The organism is Geothrix sp. 21YS21S-4 (genome assembly GCF_030845995.1).
Classification (GTDB): domain Bacteria; phylum Acidobacteriota; class Holophagae; order Holophagales; family Holophagaceae; genus Geothrix.
Genome location: NZ_CP132719.1, coordinates 1,009,727 through 1,027,428 on the forward strand (window position 1 = coordinate 1,009,727; position 17,702 = coordinate 1,027,428).

Genomic DNA, 17,702 nt, shown 5'->3' on the forward strand with positions numbered 1-17,702 from the left:
AACCATGAAGATCAGGATCCTGTCGTCGCTGGTGGCGCTCGGAATCGCCCTGCAGGCGCAGACGCCGGTGAAGATCGGCGTCATCAACTGCGTGACGGGCACCCAGGCGCCCATCGGGGAGTACATCGGAAACGGCTACAAGCTCGCCCTGGAGGACCTCCAGAAGAAGGGCATCAAGGTCGAGATCGTGTCGGAGGACGACACGGGCAAACCCCAGGTATCGATGTCGGCCTTCGAGAAGCTGGCCACCCGGGACCGCGTCGCGGCGGTGGTGGGCCCGTACAGCTCCGCCTGCGCCAACGCCGTGTCCAAGCTGGCGGAGAAGTACAAGGTGCCGCTCCTGGTGCCCGTGGCCTCCAAGGAGGACATCACCCGCCAGAACCAGAAGTTCGTGTTCCGCCTGAGCGCCACCACCGAGGACTACGCGTCCATCCTGATCTCCATGGCGCAGAAGCTGGGCAAGCCCAAGACCATGGCCATCCTGAACGAGAACACGGATTTCGGGACCTCCGGCGCCAAGTCCGCCAAGGCCTACGCGGCCCAGGCCGGCCTCCAGGTGGTGATCGAGGAGGCCTACGCCGCCGGTTCGCCCGACTACCGCTCGACCCTGGCGAAGGTCAAGGCCGCCAAGCCCGACCTGGTGTTCATGGTGTCCTACGTCGCCGACGGCATCCTGCTGATGCGGCAGGCGCGGGAAGTGGGCCTTCAGCCGCAGGCCTTCCTCGGCGCCGGCGCCGGCTTCGCGTCCTCCGAGTTCGCCCGGGAGCAGGCCATTTCCCACGGCGTGTTCTCCAGCACCCAGTGGACGGCGGACGTGAATTGGAGCGGGGCCAAGGAGTTCGGGAAGCGCTATAAGGCGAAGTTCGGCAAGGATGAAGTGCCCTACCACGCGGCCAACGCCTACGCCTCCATGATGGTGATGGCAGAAGCCGCCGCGAAGGCGGGCGGCGACCGGGAGAAGCTGCGGGCCGCCCTTCGCGACGGGCAGTGGGACGGGATCATGGGCCCCGTGAAGTTCATCGACTACAACGGCTACACCAACCAGAACCAGCACCAGATGCTGGTGGAGCAGATCCAGAACGGCCGGCACGAGACCGTCTGGCCGCCGAACTACGCGACGAAGAAGCCGCTGTATCCCTTCCAATGGAAGTAGCGGCTTTCTGACCGCTCCGCGGGGCTGTCATCGTAAAGGGATGCACCCCGGACACGCCCTTACCGTCATGGCCGCGGCCTTCACCGCCGGCGCGATCAACTCCATCGCGGGGGGAGGGACGCTCGTCTCCTTTCCCTCGCTCCTGGGCATCGGCCTCACGGGCCAGCAGGCCAATGTCACCAGCACGATCGCCCTGTGGCCGGGCTCCATCGGCGGCTTCTGGGGCCACCGGGAGAACCTGGCGGGCACCCGGGAATTCGCCCTGCGCCTGATGCCCGTCTCCCTTCTGGGCGGGGCGCTGGGCGCCTGGCTGATGCTGGTGACGCCCCAGAAGGTGTTCGATCACCTCGTCCCCTGGCTCATCCTGGCGGCGACCGTGCTGCTGGCCGCCAACGATCCCGTCAACAAGCTGCTGAAGAAGGTGGGCGGCCACGACCGGACCTCCGGCTGGTGGATGGGCGCCATGGTCTTCCAGTTCATCGTGGGGATCTACGGCGGCTACTTCGGCGCGGGCATCGGGATCCTGATGCTGGCGGCCCTCAGCCTCCTGGGGCTCACGGACATCCATCAGATGAATGGCCTCAAGAACCTCCTCGCCCTGTGCATCAACGGGGTGGCGATCTTCGCGTTCCTGCTCACCGAATTCCTGCGCCATCCGGGCAATGTCCAGTGGGTCCTTGTCGGCCTCATGGCGGTGGCTGCGGGCCTGGGCGGGCTGTTCGGATCCCACATGGCCCACCGCGTGGGCCGCACCACGGTCCGGGCGGGCGTTGTCACCATCGGATTCGTCCTGACCGCCTGGTACTTCTACAAGACCTACGGGATCTGAGGCGTCCGGCGAACCTACCCGAGGATGGGGCTTGGAGCAGGGGAATTCCCGGCGAAGAATGGACCATCCCCCCGGAGGTCCCATGAAGTACCTGGACGATTCCCGCGACATCAAGTTCAACCTGTTCGAGTGGCTGGATCTCGACGCGGTGCTCGGCTCGAAGGCCTACCCCGACGTGGACCGCGACCAGCTGGACATGGTTCTGGACGAGGCGCTGAAAGTGAGCCGGGGCAGCGTCGCCGCCTGCAATGAGGCCGGCGACCGGATCGGCGCCCGCTTCGACGGCGGCCGGGTGACCCTCCCCGAGGGGTTTGCCGAGGCCTACCGGGACCTGGCGGAGGGAGGCTGGATCAGCCCCACGGTCAGTCCCGAGTTCGGCGGGATGGGCCTGCCGGAATCCGTGGGCACCGGGATCAGCGAGTACATCCTCGGCGCCAACACGGCCCTGGGCCTCCAGGTTCTCCTCAGCCGCGGCGCCGCCCATCTCATCGAGTCCTTCGGCACCGACGACCTCAAGGCCACCTACTGCGAGCGGATGCTCAGCGGCGAATGGACGGGGACGATGTGCCTCACCGAAGCCGGCGCCGGCAGCGACCTCGGCGAGATCAAGACGAGGGCCGAGCGGCAGCCCGACGGCAGTTACCTGATCACCGGGGAGAAGATCTTCATCACCAGCGGCGACCACGACCTCACGCCCAACATCATCCACGCCGTCCTGGCGCGGGTGCCGGGCGCGCCGACCGGGCCCAAGGGCCTCAGCCTGTTCGTGGTGCCCAAGGTGCGGGTGAACCCCGACGGCTCCCTGGGCGAAGCCAACGACGTGGCCTGCGCCGGGATCGAGCACAAGCTGGGCATCCACGGCTCGCCCACCTGCAGTATCGTGTTCGGCGCCAACGGCGGCAGCCGGGGCTTCCTGCTGGGTGAGGAGGGCCAGGGCCTCAACCTGATGTTCCAGATGATGAATGCCGCCCGCTACGAGGTGGGCGTCCAGGGCCTGGGGATCGCCTCCGCCGCGCACAAAGCGGCCCTGGCCTACGCCCGCGAGCGGCTCCAGGGCAAGCTGTTCTCCGAGAAGGCCGGCGCGCCCGCGCCCATCGTCCAGCATCCGGACGTCCGCCGCTCGCTGCTGACGCAGGCGGCCTACGTCCAGGCCATGCGCGCCATCGTCTCCTTCACCGGCTGGTGCATGGACATGGCCCACGCCGCGGAGGGTGAAGCAGGGATGCGCCACCAGGGCTTCGTGGAGGTCCTCACACCTGTGTGTAAGGCCTGGTGCTCGGATTGGGGCTTCCGCGTCACGGAGTGGGCCCTCCAGACCCTGGGCGGCTACGGCTACACCATGGACTACCCGGCAGAGCAGTACCTGCGCGATTCCAAGATCGCCTCCATCTACGAAGGCACCAACGGCATCCAGGCCCTTGACCTGGTGGGCCGCAAGTTCCGGATGCAGGACGGCCGTCCCCTCAAGCAGCTTCTGGCGATGGCGGGGGAAACGGCCCAGTCTCTGGCCGCGGATCCCGTCCTCGGCGGATCCGCCCGCCAGCTGGGCGCCGCGACGAAGGTCCTGGCGGAGGCGCTCACGGAGATCCCCGCCCGCGAAAACGGCGTCCTGCTCACCGTCCTCAACGCCGTGCCCATCCTCGACATGCTGGGCCACGTGCTGGGCGGCGCCTTCCTCCTCCAGCAGGCCCGCACCGCCGAAGCGCGCCTCGCCGACCTCCTGAAGGCGCGGAACGTCGATCCGGAGGACGCCGCCGCCCGCCGCGCCACCCTCGAAGCCAGCCCCGACGCCGCCTTCTACCACAACAAGATCCAAGCCGCCGTCCTCTTCGCCCACCGCGGCCTCCCGCAGGTCGCCGCCCAGGTGGTGGCGCTCAAAGCGGGCGAGGTCGCGGCGATGGAGGCGGTGCTGTAGAGGTCGGAGCTCCCAGGAGCGGATATGAAAAACGCCCCGGAACCCCCGGGGCGTTTTTATAAAACTGGCGACTTATCCCACGCGCTTCATCATGAGGGGAATACCCCCTTCCTTGGTGAGGATGAGGGAACCATCTTCCTGGAGCTGGGCCGTGATCGCGGCTTTGTCAGGCCCTTCTCCCACGGTGAATTCCACCGCATTGCCAATTTCCTTCACGATGGTCAGCTTCTTATCAAACTTCTCGCCCATCGCGATGCCTTCGTACTTTCCCTGCAGGAGGTCGATCTTGACGGTCATCAGATCGTTTTGCCAGGTCCCTGCAAGTTTGGAAACCACGGCGGAATGAGCCGGCTGGCCGGAGATGCTGCTTGTCTTATCGCAGGCGAAGCTCAACAGCCCGATGAAGGCTGCGGCCAAAACCAACGTCAGGGTGGACTTCTTCATACTGCCTTCTAAAATGCGAAATTATTCTCGTATGCAATGAGTAGATTATCTTTTTGTATGTAATTCGAAATGTTTGTGCTGCATTCCCTTGAAATCCACCTGAAGAGTTACCTTGATCAAACTTTGCCAACCAACTCTTAATGACGCGTGAATTTGCTGATATGGGGAAATCAAAAAATCCGCATATCAGCCTTTTCTTATGGATTCGGTTTGGGTGGGGAAGGAATCCTTGAATGATCGGCAAGCCTCTTTGGACCAGTCGAATGCTTCTTCGTCGCAAGAAAGTCATCAGGGGCGGAAGAAACTGCTTCTGAATGGAATTCAACTGGTCGAATCAATTTTCGTAGCTTCTGCCCATTCCTAGCCAGCCAAGGAAGGGTAATTTCTCTCCTGGAGTCGAGAATGCTGCTGCGTCTGCGCGAGACCGGAAAGGAGCCCAAAGGACGCCAGATCGTGGCGCAGATCCGGCGGCTCATCCAGCGGGGGCATCTGAAGGCCGGCGAACGGCTGCCGTCGACGCGCCGGCTGGCGGAACAGCTCGGCCTGCACCGCGGCACCGTGGCCTCCGCCTACCAGGAACTGTGGGCCCTGGGTTGGCTAGATCTCCGCCCGGGCGTTCAGCCGCGGGTGCGCCTCCGCGAGGCATTGGTGGAGTCGTGCCGCGAGGAAGGGGGCGCCTTTCCCTGGACGGAGCGCCTGGCTTTGCCGCTCCGCCTACGGATTCCGGCAGCCCAGCGCCCCCTGGATGCTGGCACGATCTCCTTCCTCGATTTCAGCATGGACCCGCGCCTGATGCCGGTGGAGCCCTTCGCCCGCTCCCTCCGGGCCGTGGTCCGGCGCGAGGGAACCGAGGCTCTGTCCTATGGCGACCCTCAGGGGCAGCCGGGGCTGCGGGCTTGCCTGGCTCAGCGCCTCGGGCAGCACGGGGTGCGGATACGACCCGAGGAGGTGCTCATCACCCACGGGGCTCAGCAGGCTTTGGATCTGGCGCTGCGGGGTCTGGCGCGGCCCGGGGACGCGGTGGTGGTGGAGTCCCCCACCTACAACCAGATGCTCAGCCTTCTGGAATTGCACGGCCTCCGCGCCCTGGCGATGCCGGAAGGGCCCCGCGGCGTGGATCTTCCGGCGCTGGAGACCCTGATTCAGAAGGAGCGGCCCGTTCTGCTGTACCTCATGCCCAGCTTTCAGAATCCCACGGGCCGATGTCTGGACCAGGCCGCCCGCGAGACGCTGCTGGCCCTCTGCGAGCAGCAGGCGCTTCCCATCCTGGAGGACGGCTTCACCGAGGAGATGAAGTACTTCGGGCGGCCCATCCTGCCCATGAAATCCATGGATCGGACTGGCCTGGTGCTCTACGCAGGCACCTTCTCGAAGGTGCTTTTTCCGGGCCTCCGCCTGGGCTGGCTGGCGGGAGCTCGCCCCTGCGTGGAGGCCCTGGCGGCGATCCGGCGCACGGGCGAACTGGGGCCTTCGCCGCTGCTGCAGGATGCCCTGGAGGACTTCCTGCGGAAGGGGCACTACGACCAGCATCTGGCCCGGCTCCACCGGCGGTTCCGCCGGCGGATGGAAACGGCCCACGCCGCATTGCGGCGGGAACTGGATCCGGCCCATGTGTCCTGGGAGGCGCCCAGCGGCGGCTACCTTCTCTGGCTGGAGGTGCGCGGGCTTCCCGATGGTTTCGACCTGGAGGGCCGGCTCCGGCGCTTCGGCGTGGCGGTCCGCGGCGGGGACGCCTTCTTTCCGGAGCCGCCGAAAGGCCGTCACTTCCTCCGCCTCTCCATCTCCAACCTCGACGAGGAGGAGATCGCCGAGGGCGTGGCTCGCCTGGGCCGCGGCCTGCGGGCCCTGCTGGCGGAGGCCGGGAGCTGATCATGGACCGATGCGACCTCTCCTTCGATCCCGCGCGGTTCCAGTTCGACCGGATCCACGCCCTGCTCAGCCACTCGTACTGGACCCCGGGCCTCGGGCGCGAGCGGGTGGAGCGGGCCTTCGCCCACAGCTTGGCCATCGGCGCCTTTCACGGCACCGAACAGGTGGGCTGCGCTCGTCTGGTGACGGACCGCACCAGCTTCGGCTACCTCGCCGACGTCATGGTCCATGAGGCTCACCGCAGCCGGGGCCTGGGCCGCGCCATGACGCGGGCCCTTCTGGACCATCCGGAGGTCCGTACCCTCCGCCGCATCCTCCTGGTCACTCGGGACGCCCACGGCCTCTACGCCGCTTGCGGGTTTGAGCCCCTGGAGGATCCGGCCGCCTTCATGCAGATCCATCGCCCCTTTCAGGGCTAACACCCTCCTTCCTCCCTTCCGTTCGCGCGGCCCCGCCGCGCCTGGAGCCGCCATGGCCTTCGCCAACGCCTACGACGACGAAACTCGGGCCGCCTCTTATGCCGAGCTGGCCTTTCCCGGCACCTACCACCTGGCCTTCCGCGACCTGCCCGGCCTGCTGGGCATGCCGAACGGACGGGCCCTGGATTTCGGGTGCGGGGCAGGGCGCTCCACCCGTTTCCTTCAGCGACTCGGCTTTGCGGTCGAAGGCGTCGACATCTCCGAGGCCATGCTGGCCGAGGCCCGGAGTCGGGATCCAGAGGGAAGCTACCACCGCGTGCCGGACGGCGACCTCTCTCTGCTAGCGGACGGGCGCTACGCCACGATCCTCTCGGCCTTCACCTTCGACAACGTCAGACCGGAAGCGAAAGGTGCGCTGATCGGTCACCTGGCGCGGTTGCTGGAGCCTGGAGGCCGATTGTTGAACCTCGTGAGTTCCGAGGAGCTCTACCGGATGGAGTGGGCTTCCTTCTCGACGGCGCCTTTCCAAGGGAATCAGCGTCCCTTGCCGGGCGATGAGGTCTTCACCGTGATGAAGGATGTGGCGGATGCCCGCCCGGTGGCTGACATCTTCTGTCCAGAGCGGGACTATCTCGCCCTTTACCGTGCCGCGGGCTTGGTCCGGCTCCAAGCCCACCGGCCCCTGGGCCGCCCTGACGAGCCTTTCGAATGGATCAGCGAGTTGACGACGGCCCCCTGGCGCATCGACGTGCTGGAGCGCCCAGCGGCATCGTCTCGCCCGGCCGCCCTGGGCCGGGTCTGGGGCTCCCGGTTTGGGCCGTGTTGATTTATCCGCCGTATTCCCCTTAACAAGAGAATTTCGCAGAAAGACGAGAAAGCCCGCGAAAGATGGATTCGCGGGCTTCTACTGGCGGAGAGTGGGGGATTCGAACCCCCGAACGGCTTTTGACCGTTACACGATTTCCAATCGTGCTCCTTCAGCCACTCGGACAACTCTCCAGGGCTTCGCGCCGGGGCGCGGGAACGGCAAGGTTAGCACGGCCCCGGGCCTGGGCCAAGGGCCGTGAATGGCGAGCTACACGGCTTCGAGGACGGCCACCAGCAGCTTCCAGAAGTTGCCGACGGAGGGGATGCTGACGTGCTCGTCGGGGGTGTGGACGTCCCACATGTTGGGGCCGAAGGACACCATCTCCATGGCGGGATACTTCTCGCCGATGAGGCCGCATTCCAGTCCGGCGTGGATGGCCTTGATCGCCATGGGCTTGCCGAAGGCTTTCTCGTGGACCCCCGTGACCACCTTCACCAGCGAGGCATTGGGCTCGGGCTTCCAGCCGGGGTAGCCGTCGCCGCGCTTGACGGCGAAGCCTGCGAGGCGGCAGAGGGCCTGGACGCGGTCCGCGATGGCGAACTTGGCGCTTTCGACGGAGGAGCGGTGGCTCAGGCTGACTTCGACCTCGTCGCCATGGGTGGCGATCATGGCCAGGTTGGTGGAGCTCTGCACCAGGCCGGGGATGTCGGGGCTCATGGCGACCACGCCGTGGACCATCCCGAAGAGGAAGTCGGCGACGGCTTCCGCGTCTTCGACGGCGAAGGCCTGGGCGGGAGCCTCGGAGGCGGGGCTCAGGTCGAGGGTCAGGCCCGGATCGAACGCGCCCAGTTCGTCCTGGATCTCCTTCTGGAGGGTGGCCAGCGCGGCGCGGAGCGCGGCTTCCCGCTGGGGGGCCATGAAGACCGTGGCGGAAGCTTCGCGGGGGATGGCGTTCCGCTTGTTTCCGCCGGCGAAGGAGGCGACCTGGAGATCGAAGGCGGGCACGATGCGGAACAGGATCTGGCCCAGGATGCGCAGCGCGTTGCCCCGGCCCTGGTGGATCTCCATGCCGGAGTGCCCGCCCTTGAGCCCGAGCACCTTCACGCGGAAGGGCTTGGAGCCCGGCGCGGGCGCCACCTGACGCAGCCGGCGGGTGGCGACAGTGTCCATCCCGCCCGCGCAGCCGATGGTGAGGTCGCCCTCCTCCTCGCTGTCGAGGTTCAGGAAATAGCGGCCCTTGAGAAGGCCCGGCTGGAGGTTGCCGGCGCCGGTGAGGCCCGTCTCCTCGTCGATGGTGATCAGGAATTCCAGGGGGCCGTGGGCGATGTCCTTGGCGGCCATCACCGCCAGGGCCGCGGCCACGCCGATGCCGTTGTCGGCGCCGAGGGTGGTGCCCTTGGCCCGCAGCACGTCGCCGTCGCGCACCACCTGGATGGGGTCCTTCAGGAAGTCGTGGACGGTACCCTCGTTTTTCTCGCAGACCATGTCCACATGGGCCTGGAGGACCGTGACGGGCGCCTGCTCGCGGCCCGCCGTAGCCGGCTTGCGGACGATGACGTTCCCGATGGCGTCCTGCTCCGCATCGAGCCCCAGGCCCTTCGCCTGGTCCAGCACCCACTGCGCCGCCGCCTGCTCCTGCTTGGATCCGCGCGGGATCTTCGACAGGGCGAGGAAATAGGACCAGATCGTCTTGGGTTCGAGGGTTTCGAGCAGGGCGTCCACAGAGCCTCCATGCGCCGGGCCCCGGGGGCGCCGGACCCTCCCAGGCTACCGGGGGCCCTTCGGCCGCAGGGTGACCGCGGTCACGATGGCGGCTTCAGCGGAGACCGTGCCGGGCTTTGAAAGTCGGCCACTCGGCTTTTAGGCGGATGAAGGCCGCCGCGTCCGCGCACTGGAGGAAGGGGTTGCAGCGCCGCTCCCAGGCCAGGGTGGAGCTGGGCCGGGCGCCGTAGTCGTGGCCGGGCCACACGGTGGTTTCCGGCGGCCACTCCCGCAGCAGGCGCTGGAGGCTGTCCCACTCCGTGCGGGCGTCGGCATCGCTGGCGGTGCCTCCGACCTTGCCCACGAAGAGGAGGTCACCGGTCAGCCCGGCATTCTCTTCTTCTACCAGGAACGCCAGGTGATCCGCGCAGTGCCCCGGGACGTGCCAGACCTTCAGTCCGAAGGCGCCGAACGCGATCCGCTCGCCGCCGCGCAAGAGGACGTCCACGGCGCCGGGATGTCCGGGTCCGCCCATCACCGGCGCCCCGGTGAGCGCCCGGGCCGCCGCGTTGCCGCTCGAGTGATCCGCATGGCCGTGCGTGTTGAGGATCCCCCGGATCCGCAGCCCCTGCGCCTCCGCCCGTCCCACGGCGGCCTCGGGATCGAAGGACGGATCCACCAGCAGGCCCTCTCCCGCCTCCCGGTCCCCCAGCAGGTAGCCGAAGTTGCGATCGCCCCCCAGCCGCAGCTGCTCGAAGATGAACCGCATGGAGCCTCCGCGTGAGAGGCCATTATGCGGCCGGCCCAAGGGGATCTTCGGCGGAGCGGGCTTGACGGATGGCGAATGCGATGTTATGTTGTTATAACGTCATGCCCAGGAGGGCGAGATGCTGGATCCCGAGAGCCGCATGCCGCTGTACCACCAGGTGGAAAACCACCTGCGCGAGGCGATCCGGCGCGGGCGGTGGAAGGTCGGCGAGGCCATCCCCCCGGAGCGGATCCTGATCGAGCAGTACGGCGTCAGCCGGATCACGATCCGCCAAGCCCTGACGAATCTAGTCGCGGCGGGCTGGCTCGTCCGGAAGCACGGGCGGGGCACCTTCGTGGCGGGCGAGGAGGACCGGCCCATCACCGAATCCCTGGCCAGCCTGACCGGGCACATCGAGGAGCTGCAGGGGCGGGGGCTGGATCCCCGGATCGAGGTGCTGGCGTTGGAAACCCGGACCATGGACGACGATGTCGCGGAGGCGCTGCAGCGGCGTCCGGGCTCCGAGGGGTGGTACGTGCATCGGCTCGTCTCCGTGGACGACCTGCCGCTCATGCTCTCGACCGTCTGGCTCCCCTGCGACCTCGGGATCGGGCTGACCAGGGCCCTCGCGAAAGCCGAGGGGATGATCCCGCTGCTGATCCGCCACGGCCTCATGCCCCGCTTCGGCCGGCAGAGGATCGGGGCCATGAAGGCCGGGTCCCAGGAGGCCCGTCTCCTGGGCATCCGCAGCGGAGAGGCCGTCCTGCGGGTGAGCCGCATCCTGCACGGGGAGGATTCCCAGCCGCTGGTGTGGTTCCGGACGCTGTATCGCGCGGATCGCTACGAGTACGACATCGAACTGAGACGAATGGGAGCGAGACCATGATCCTGATGACCGTCAGCATCTTCCTCATCGCCATCTTCGCCGGCACGGCCGGCGCGATGCTGGGCCTGGGGGGCGGCATCATCATCGTGCCCGTCCTGACGCTCATCTTCGGCGTCTCCATGCGCACCGCCGTCGCCGCGTCGACCGTCTCCATCATCGCCACGTCCACGGGGGCCGCGGTGGCCTACCTCCAGGACCGCCTGTCGAACGTGCGGGTGGCCATGTGGCTGGAGATGGGCACCGCCACCGGGGCCCTCACGGGCGCGCTGGTCGCTGGCTTCGTCAACCAACGGCTGCTGTTCCTCCTGTTCGGCGGCCTGCTCGCCTATTCGGGCTGGAACATGTTCCGGACGCGCAGCGCCGAGCTGCTCCGGGACGTGGTGCCCGACCGGGTTTCGAAGGCCCTGCGACTGGGCGGGTCGTACCACGACCAGGTGCTCAACCGGCAGGTGGACTACGAGGTCACGCGGAGCATCCCGGGCCTGATCATCATGTACTTCTCGGGGGCCGCCGCCGGCCTCCTGGGGATCGGCGCGGGCATCTTCAAGGTGCCGGCCATGGACCAGGTAATGGGCCTGCCCTTTAAGGTCTCCACCGCCACTTCCAACTTCATGATCGGCGTGACGGCGGCTTCGGGCGCGGTGGTCTACTTCGTCCGTGGCGACGTGGATCCGCTGATCACGGGGCCCGTCGTGCTCGGCGTCCTTCTCGGCGCCCTGATCGGCGCGCGGCTGATGGTCCGGCTGAAGGCGGCCACCGTGCGCAAGCTCTTCATTCCCCTGGTGGCCTATACGGCCGTCGTGATGATCTACAAAGGTCTGGTGCGCCCATGAGCGATTCTGCAAACGCCGCTACCCCTCACATGATGATCGAGCTGATCCTGGCCCGGTGCCTGCGTATCGGTTCCATCGTCGCCGCGGCGCTGCTGGCGCTGGGTCTCGGCGTGATGGCGGCCACCGGCGCCCCCGTCGGGAAGAGCCTGATGACGGCGGGGCTGATCGCCCTGCTCCTGACGCCGGTCCTGCGCGTCCTCGTCGCCGCCATCGTCTTCGTGAAGGAGAAGGACTGGCTGTACGTCGCCTTCTGCCTGGTCGTCCTGTGCTCCCTCGCCGCCGGCGTGAAGTTCGGGCTGGTGGAATAGGGCGCTGAAGCCCATTCGTTCAGGGCTCAGAGCGTTCTCCGGAAGGTGCGGGCGGCGAGGTGCAGCGCTCCCGTTCCGATCAGCGCCAGGACGAGGACATCCAAGCCCACGGTGGCCAGGCCCACGTGCCTGAGCAGCACCGCGCGAAGCCCGTGGACGGCGTAGGTCATGGGGTTGATGCGGGAAATCAGGCGAAGCCAGCCCGGAAAGGCCTCCAGCGGATAGATGGCTCCGCTCGAGAAGTACAGCAGCGTGTTGAGCAGGCCCGAGAGCACCTTGGGCGTCATCGGATCGTCGAGTTGGCCCATCAGCAGGAACATGAGCGCATTGAACGCGAAACCGGCGGTCAGGATCAGCAGCACCACCCACGCCAGCGAGAGGGGATGGAGCAGCAGGTTCACGCCGTCCAGGGCGGAGCCGAAGATGGCGACCAGCAGCCCGCAGATGCTCGCTTTCACCGTGCCCGCGAGCACCATCCCGCCGACCATGTCGATGCTGCGGATAGGCGTCACCAGGAATCCTTCGTGCACGCCCCGCATCCGGTCCTCGTTGTAGAGCATTCCGCCGCCGATCATCACGGACACGAAGATCGACAGGGAGATGATCCCCGGCAGCAGGAACCGGATGTAGCGGATGTAGGGAAAGACCTCCACGGTGTCGAGGGTGATCTCGGAGGACAGCCGCGGCGCGAAAGCCGGCGCATTCAGGGCGGTGACGACCTCCTGCATCTTCTGGCCGAGGGCCGCGCTCACGAAGGCGTCGCTGTTGTCGATGACGAGCCCGAGCCGCGGGGCGTCCCCCTTCAGGGTCCGCGCGCTGAATTGGGCGGGGATGATGATGGCGGCTTTCAGCTTTCCGGTCGCCACTGCCCGTTGGGCGACCTCCTCGTTTTCGATGTCCGTCGTCCGGAACGTGTCGGCGTTGACGGAGACGGATTGCAGCGCCGTCCTGAGTCGGACGGACTGGCTCCCCCGGTCCAGGTCCACGATCCCGACGGGGCACTTGACGACCTTTCCCCCGAAGGCGTTGCCCATCAGGAGGAGCTGAATCAGCGGGCCCAGAAGCGCGACGTAGAGTAGCACCGGCGAATGGAAGAACTTGCGGAGCTCCCGCTCCGCGATGGCGAGCATGCCCATCATGGGCCCTCCTTCCGGCGCCCGTGGGAAGCGCCCTGGCCCTTGTCGGCGATCACGTGCCCTGTGAAGTGGACGAAGACGTCGTCCAGCGTCGTCGGTTTGACCGCGATGGATGCCAGTTCCACGCCCGACCGCAGGGACAGGTCCAGGAGATCGGTGATGGTCTTCGAGCCGTTCCGGGCGCGCAGTTGGAACGTGGCGTCCTCGAGTTGCCTCAGATCCTGAATCTCCGGAAGCCTCCCCAACTCCGACAGCCACTGCGGCGGCGCGGATTTGAACGCCACTTCCACGAGCGTTCCGCCGGGGACGCTCTTTTTGAGGTTGTTCGCCGTATCCAGCGCCACGAGCGTTCCCTGGTCCACGATGGCGATCCGACCGCAGAGGAAGTCCGCCTCGTCCATGTAGTGGGTGGTCAGGAGCATGGTGATGCCGCGCTCCTGATTGAGCCGCTTGAGGAGTTCCCAGACGCGCACGCGCGACACGGGATCCAGGCCGGTGGTGGGCTCGTCGAGGAAGAAGACCTTGGGGCTGTGGATCAGTCCCCGGGCGATCTCCATGCGGCGGCGCATGCCTCCCGACAGCGTCTTCACCATGGCCTTGCGCTTGGGCACCAGGTCGACGGCCTCGAGCAGCTCCTCGATGTTTTTCTTCCGGGGGGCGCTCCCGACGCCGTACAGCTTCGCGTAGATGGAGAGGTTCTCCTCCACGGTGAGATCGGTGTCGCTGGTCATCGCCTGGGGGAGCACGCCGATGCTCTTCCTGACGGCGTCGGGAGCGGCGGTGACGCTGTGCCCGTCGATGAGGACCTCGCCTGCCGTGAGGGGCATCAGCGCTGTCATCATCCGGATCAGGGTGCTCTTGCCCGCGCCGTTGGGGCCAAGCAACCCCAGCACCTCTCCGGGGTTCACGTGGAAGCTCACGCCCTTGACGGCCTCGAACCCCCCGAAGCGCTTCACCACGTGGTTCACGTGAATGGAACCGGGATCGACGGAAGTCATCCCCGCCTCCGCATCGAGGCCGGAATCACCGCTTCCGCGGTCATGCCGGGGACGAACCGGCCGCCCGGGTTGGGAATGAGGAGCTTGAGGCGGATGCAGCGGATGTCCCGTTTCTCGCTGCTCACATCCCGCTGGGTCGCGAACTCCGCTTCCGTCGCCTTGGCGATCACGCGCCCGTCGATGCGCGACCCGCCCGGCATCCGCACCGCCAGCACGTCGCCGACCTTCACGTGGTCGGCTTCGGTCTCGGGAAGGGAGACGTAGACCCAGGTCTGGCTGAGGTCCACGAGCGCGACCACCGGAGCGCCCGCCGAGACCACTTCGCCTTCGCGGACCACCACGGTCGAGATCCGTCCGCTCACGGGGGCGTGGAGCCGCGTGTAGCCCAACCTGGCCTCCGATTCGGAAGTCACGGCCCGGGCCGACCGCAGTTGGCCTTCCACCGAGGTCACGGTCCGCCTGGCCGCCTGGGCCTGGAACTCCCGCGATTTCGCGGCCTGGAGGGCGGCCTTGGCCTGTTCCACGGCCTTCTCCGCGGACCGCTCGCGGGCCTGAAGGGCTTCCAGGCTCTGCTGCGCGGTCTCCTGGTCCTGGAGCGACATCGCCCCCTGCCGAGCGAGGGCGATTGTGCGTTGCGTGAGGCCCTCCTGGCGTTTCCGGTTCGCGGCGGCTTCCGCGGAGGAAGCCACGGCCATGTCCAGGGCGGCCCCGGCATTGGCCACGCCGCTGGTGACTTCCCCCAGGGTGCTCAGGGCCGAAGCCTGGGCCGCCTGCAACTGGCTTTCGAGGCTTCCCGCCTGGGCGCTGCTGGAATCGTGGGCCGCAGCCAACTCGCGGCCTTCCAGGAGGGCGATCAGCTCGCCCGCCTGAACTTCCTGGCCCTCTCCCACGAACAGCTTCTCGACCCGGCCCGTGACTTGGGGACTCACCAGCACCTGGTGGGCGTCCACGGTGCCGACCAGGTTCAGATCCGAGACGTGGAACGCCGTATACGTGCCTGCCGCGACACCAAGCGCGACAAGGGTGAGGGCGATTCCGTACAGACGCTTCCTGTTGCCAAGCAGATTCATGGCTAGCTCCGAACATGGATTGACGGGTGGGTTGTAAGGCTGCCTACGCGAGCCCCAGGCCGCCCACCCCGAATGGAGGGCCGGTGGATCGAGTTGGCGAGAGTCGATGGAGCTTAGGGACGAAGCCCCTTGATGACGCAGGCGAACGCCTTCTCAATGAGGAGGCCATCGACCTGCGCGGGACTTTCATGCAGGGGCTTCGACCGGTCCGGCACCCACCTCAGCATGGAATAGAGGGGCCCGTAGGCGAGCGACCAGTAGAGGTCCCGGGGGAAGTTCTCGTGGACGGACGGGCCCAGGCCGAAATCGGTCAGTTCCCCCCGCTTGATGGCTTCCAGGACGTAGGTCATCGCGATTTCAGCCAGGGCCGCGGGCATCCGGCCCATGTGCTTCTCGTGAAGCGGCGAGTGCCTCACCTGCTGGACGAACTGCCATTCCAGAGGGTGCTGCTGGAAAAAGAGGACTCGGTTGTTCCACTGCCGCCAGAGTTCCGCTTCGAACGGCGCCTCCGGAACGAAGCCCGCCAGCTGGAGTTCGCTCCACGCCGTGACCTGCTCCTGCCAGAGCTGGAAGATCAGGTCCTCTTTGTCCTTGAAGTAGATGTAGAGCGTGGCGGGAGACACCCCCGCGGCCTTGGCCAGCTTCTGCATCGAAAACCCGTCGAAGCCCTCGAGTACGAGCAGCTCAAGCGCGCACCGGCGGATCTTCTCGATTTTGGCTTGGTCTCTGGGGCGCATCGTCTCTCTCGTTCCTCGCTTTATCAATAATAAACGAACATTCGCTCATTTCAAGATGGAGAAAATAAATTTTCAACTCTATTCAAATGAATATTTGTAGGTGGAGAGAGGGGTTCTCGGAGGGCTCAGGGCTGTGCCCCATCCCACGAAAACGCCCCGCAGAGCGGGGCGCAGTCTGGCGGAGAGAGAGGGATTCGAACCCCCGTTGAGGTCACCCCCAAACCTGATTTCGAGTCAGGCGCCTTCAACCGCTCGGCCATCTCTCCGGATCGTCCAGTCTAGCAAACCGGGGGCTAGAATCCAGCGCGGGAGGTCGGGATGGCTTCGAGGTGGCGGCTGGGGCTGGCGGCGGCGGTATGCGTGGCGGCGGCGGGGCAGGGGGACGCGGGGCTGACGGATGGGGCGGCGGACCGGTTCGCGGCGCTGGCGCTGAGGTGCGCGCGGCAGGAATATCCGAACAAGCTGGACCACGTGATGAACGGCGCTGCGGAGGTCCAATCGCCCCGGGCGCTCCATCCGGCCTTCTACGGCTGCTTCGACTGGCATTCTTCGGTGCACGGCCACTGGATGCTGGTCCGGCTGCTGCGGACCCACCCCGGGATGGCGCGCGCGGCCGACATCCGGGCGGTATTGGACGAGAATCTGACGCCGGAATCCATCGCTGCGGAGGTGGCCTATTTCGCGCAGCCGGGCCGCCGCAGTTTCGAGCGCACCTACGGGTGGGCCTGGCTGCTCAAGCTGGCGGCGGAACTGAGGAGCTGGGACGCGCCCGAAGCCCAGCGCTGGGCCGCGGCGCTGCAGCCGCTGGCGGACCGGGTGGCCGCCGTGTACCTGGAGTTCCTGCCGAAGCAGACCTATCCGATCCGCACCGGGGTTCATCCCAATTCGGCCTTCAGTCTGGATCTGGCCCTGGATTACGCGCGGGCGGCGAATGACGGCCCGCTGGAGGCGGTCCTTCTCGACCGGGCGCGGACCTGGTTCGGAAAGGATCGCCGGGGTCCGTTGGTGTGGGAGCCGGGCGGGGAGGACTTCCTGTCGCCCTGCCTGGAAGAGGCGGCCCTGATGGCGAAGGTCCTGCCCCCGCGCCGGTTCGCGGCTTGGCTCGACGGCTTCCTCCCGGGGCTGCCCAGCGGCCTCGCCCCGGCGGAGGTCTCGGACCGCACGGATCCCAAGATCGTGCACCTGGACGGGCTGAATCTCAGCCGGGCGCGGGCCCTGTATGCGCTGGCCCGGACGTTCGGGCCGAAGGATCCCCGGCGGGCGGCCCTGATGCGGTCGGCCGAGCGCCATTCGCAGGCGTCGCTGCCCCACTTGGCCAGCGGCAGCTACGAGGGGGAGCACTGGCTCGCCACCTTCGCGGTCCGGATGCTGGAGGAGGCCCGGGCCGAGGAGAAATGAGCCCTTCGGTGCCCTGGATCACATCGCCGGAAGATTTGCTTGCGCGTCTAGAGACTGTGTCTCATTATTTGGCCCAGCGGGGCCTCCCAATGCGCGATTACATCCATCACATCCCGGGCAGATTGCGTATCAAGGGCGCGGGCCTGCGCCAGCCTCAACGGCATCTCGAAGCCCTGCGCGCCCTCGAGGGCGTGGAGAGCGCCACGTTCAACGCGGCGGCGGGCTCTCTGCTGATCACCTACGTGCCGGCGGAAGGGCGCGGAGAGTGGATCCTCAACGAGATGGTCGCCATGGGCGTTCTGGCCGGCCGGCCCTCCGCCGCGAAGCCCGCGGCGCCGCCGAAACTGGCGTCCCTCCTGTTCAAGACCCTCGCCGGGGAAGTGGTGGGGAAGCGCATTCCGATGGGGTTGGGCAAGGTCCTGATCGCGCTGGTCTGAGCGAAAAAAGAAC

Annotated in this window: 18 protein-coding genes and 2 tRNA genes; 11 read left to right on the forward strand and 9 right to left on the reverse strand. The window is 67.0% G+C overall.

What is annotated here, in order from left to right:
• The first annotated feature begins 4 nt into the window (after positions 1–4).
• From RAH39_RS04550 to RAH39_RS04560, 3 genes are all read left to right on the forward strand, one after another.
• Positions 5–1,153: an ABC transporter substrate-binding protein gene (locus tag RAH39_RS04550; RefSeq protein ID WP_306591620.1), complete on the forward strand. Its 1,149-nt coding sequence runs from the start codon at positions 5–7 to the stop codon at positions 1,151–1,153.
• 40 nt (positions 1,154–1,193) lie between these two features.
• Complete coding sequence (locus RAH39_RS04555) at positions 1,194–1,982, forward strand: sulfite exporter TauE/SafE family protein (protein ID WP_306591621.1); 789 nt, start codon at positions 1,194–1,196, stop codon at positions 1,980–1,982.
• Between the two features lie 82 nt (positions 1,983–2,064).
• The gene (locus RAH39_RS04560; RefSeq protein WP_306591622.1) at positions 2,065–3,897 is read left to right on the forward strand and encodes an acyl-CoA dehydrogenase; all 1,833 of its coding nucleotides are present in this window, start codon (positions 2,065–2,067) and stop codon (positions 3,895–3,897) included.
• 72 nt (positions 3,898–3,969) lie between these two features.
• On the opposite strand, the gene RAH39_RS04565 is transcribed toward RAH39_RS04560, so the two are convergent.
• On the reverse strand, positions 3,970–4,341 hold the full coding sequence (locus tag RAH39_RS04565) for a hypothetical protein (protein ID WP_306591623.1): 372 nt from the start codon (positions 4,339–4,341) through the stop codon (positions 3,970–3,972).
• A 402-nt stretch (positions 4,342–4,743) separates the two neighbouring features.
• Between RAH39_RS04565 and RAH39_RS04570 the strand changes: the two genes are divergently transcribed.
• Genes RAH39_RS04570 through RAH39_RS04580 form a run of 3 tightly spaced genes read left to right on the forward strand, consistent with a single transcriptional unit; the run spans position 4,744 to position 7,455 of the window.
• Positions 4,744–6,210, forward strand: a complete 1,467-nt coding sequence (locus tag RAH39_RS04570; protein ID WP_306591624.1) for an aminotransferase-like domain-containing protein — start codon at positions 4,744–4,746, stop codon at positions 6,208–6,210.
• Positions 6,211–6,212: 2 nt separating this feature from the next.
• On the forward strand, positions 6,213–6,629 hold the full coding sequence (locus RAH39_RS04575) for a GNAT family N-acetyltransferase (protein ID WP_306591625.1): 417 nt from the start codon (positions 6,213–6,215) through the stop codon (positions 6,627–6,629).
• A 52-nt stretch (positions 6,630–6,681) separates the two neighbouring features.
• A complete protein-coding gene (locus RAH39_RS04580; protein WP_306591626.1) occupies positions 6,682–7,455 on the forward strand; it encodes a class I SAM-dependent DNA methyltransferase in 774 nt (257 codons plus the stop codon).
• An 82-nt stretch (positions 7,456–7,537) separates the two neighbouring features.
• Here the strand turns inward: RAH39_RS04580 and RAH39_RS04585 are convergent.
• From RAH39_RS04585 to RAH39_RS04595, 3 genes are all read right to left on the reverse strand, one after another.
• Positions 7,538–7,628, reverse strand: a tRNA-Ser gene (locus RAH39_RS04585).
• A 76-nt stretch (positions 7,629–7,704) separates the two neighbouring features.
• Positions 7,705–9,159 (reverse strand): aminoacyl-histidine dipeptidase, encoded by a 1,455-nt coding sequence (locus tag RAH39_RS04590; RefSeq protein ID WP_306591627.1) that lies wholly within the window; start codon positions 9,157–9,159, stop codon positions 7,705–7,707.
• Positions 9,160–9,253: 94 nt separating this feature from the next.
• Positions 9,254–9,907 (reverse strand): MBL fold metallo-hydrolase, encoded by a 654-nt coding sequence (locus tag RAH39_RS04595; protein WP_306591628.1) that lies wholly within the window; start codon positions 9,905–9,907, stop codon positions 9,254–9,256.
• Positions 9,908–10,025: 118 nt separating this feature from the next.
• On the opposite strand from RAH39_RS04595, the gene RAH39_RS04600 reads away from it, so the two are divergent.
• Genes RAH39_RS04600 through RAH39_RS04610 form a run of 3 tightly spaced genes read left to right on the forward strand, consistent with a single transcriptional unit; the run spans position 10,026 to position 11,913 of the window.
• Positions 10,026–10,772 (forward strand): GntR family transcriptional regulator, encoded by a 747-nt coding sequence (locus RAH39_RS04600; protein ID WP_306591629.1) that lies wholly within the window; start codon positions 10,026–10,028, stop codon positions 10,770–10,772.
• Positions 10,769–11,605 carry a sulfite exporter TauE/SafE family protein gene (locus RAH39_RS04605; protein ID WP_306591630.1) on the forward strand — a complete coding sequence of 279 codons (837 nt, stop codon included), beginning with the start codon at positions 10,769–10,771 and terminating at the stop codon, positions 11,603–11,605. The genes RAH39_RS04600 and RAH39_RS04605 overlap by 4 nt, the downstream gene beginning before the upstream one ends.
• A complete protein-coding gene (locus tag RAH39_RS04610; RefSeq protein ID WP_306591631.1) occupies positions 11,602–11,913 on the forward strand; it encodes a DUF1634 domain-containing protein in 312 nt (103 codons plus the stop codon). The genes RAH39_RS04605 and RAH39_RS04610 overlap by 4 nt, the downstream gene beginning before the upstream one ends.
• Positions 11,914–11,939: 26 nt before the next feature.
• On the opposite strand, the gene RAH39_RS04615 is transcribed toward RAH39_RS04610, so the two are convergent.
• The 5 genes from RAH39_RS04615 to RAH39_RS04635 form a co-directional block, all read right to left on the reverse strand.
• A complete protein-coding gene (locus RAH39_RS04615; protein WP_306591632.1) occupies positions 11,940–13,052 on the reverse strand; it encodes an ABC transporter permease in 1,113 nt (370 codons plus the stop codon).
• Positions 13,049–14,047 (reverse strand): ABC transporter ATP-binding protein, encoded by a 999-nt coding sequence (locus tag RAH39_RS04620; protein ID WP_306591633.1) that lies wholly within the window; start codon positions 14,045–14,047, stop codon positions 13,049–13,051. The genes RAH39_RS04615 and RAH39_RS04620 overlap by 4 nt, the downstream gene beginning before the upstream one ends.
• Positions 14,044–15,117 (reverse strand): HlyD family secretion protein, encoded by a 1,074-nt coding sequence (locus RAH39_RS04625; RefSeq protein WP_306591634.1) that lies wholly within the window; start codon positions 15,115–15,117, stop codon positions 14,044–14,046. The genes RAH39_RS04620 and RAH39_RS04625 overlap by 4 nt, the downstream gene beginning before the upstream one ends.
• Positions 15,118–15,230: 113 nt before the next feature.
• Complete coding sequence (locus RAH39_RS04630; protein WP_306591635.1) at positions 15,231–15,854, reverse strand: TetR/AcrR family transcriptional regulator; 624 nt, start codon at positions 15,852–15,854, stop codon at positions 15,231–15,233.
• A 176-nt stretch (positions 15,855–16,030) separates the two neighbouring features.
• A tRNA-Ser gene (locus RAH39_RS04635) sits at positions 16,031–16,120 on the reverse strand.
• 52 nt (positions 16,121–16,172) lie between these two features.
• On the opposite strand from RAH39_RS04635, the gene RAH39_RS04640 reads away from it, so the two are divergent.
• Positions 16,173–17,252, forward strand: a complete 1,080-nt coding sequence (locus RAH39_RS04640; RefSeq protein WP_306591636.1) for a DUF2891 domain-containing protein — start codon at positions 16,173–16,175, stop codon at positions 17,250–17,252.
• 89 nt (positions 17,253–17,341) lie between these two features.
• Positions 17,342–17,689 carry a hypothetical protein gene (locus tag RAH39_RS04645; RefSeq protein ID WP_306591637.1) on the forward strand — a complete coding sequence of 116 codons (348 nt, stop codon included), beginning with the start codon at positions 17,342–17,344 and terminating at the stop codon, positions 17,687–17,689.
• Positions 17,690–17,702: the final 13 nt, after the last annotated feature.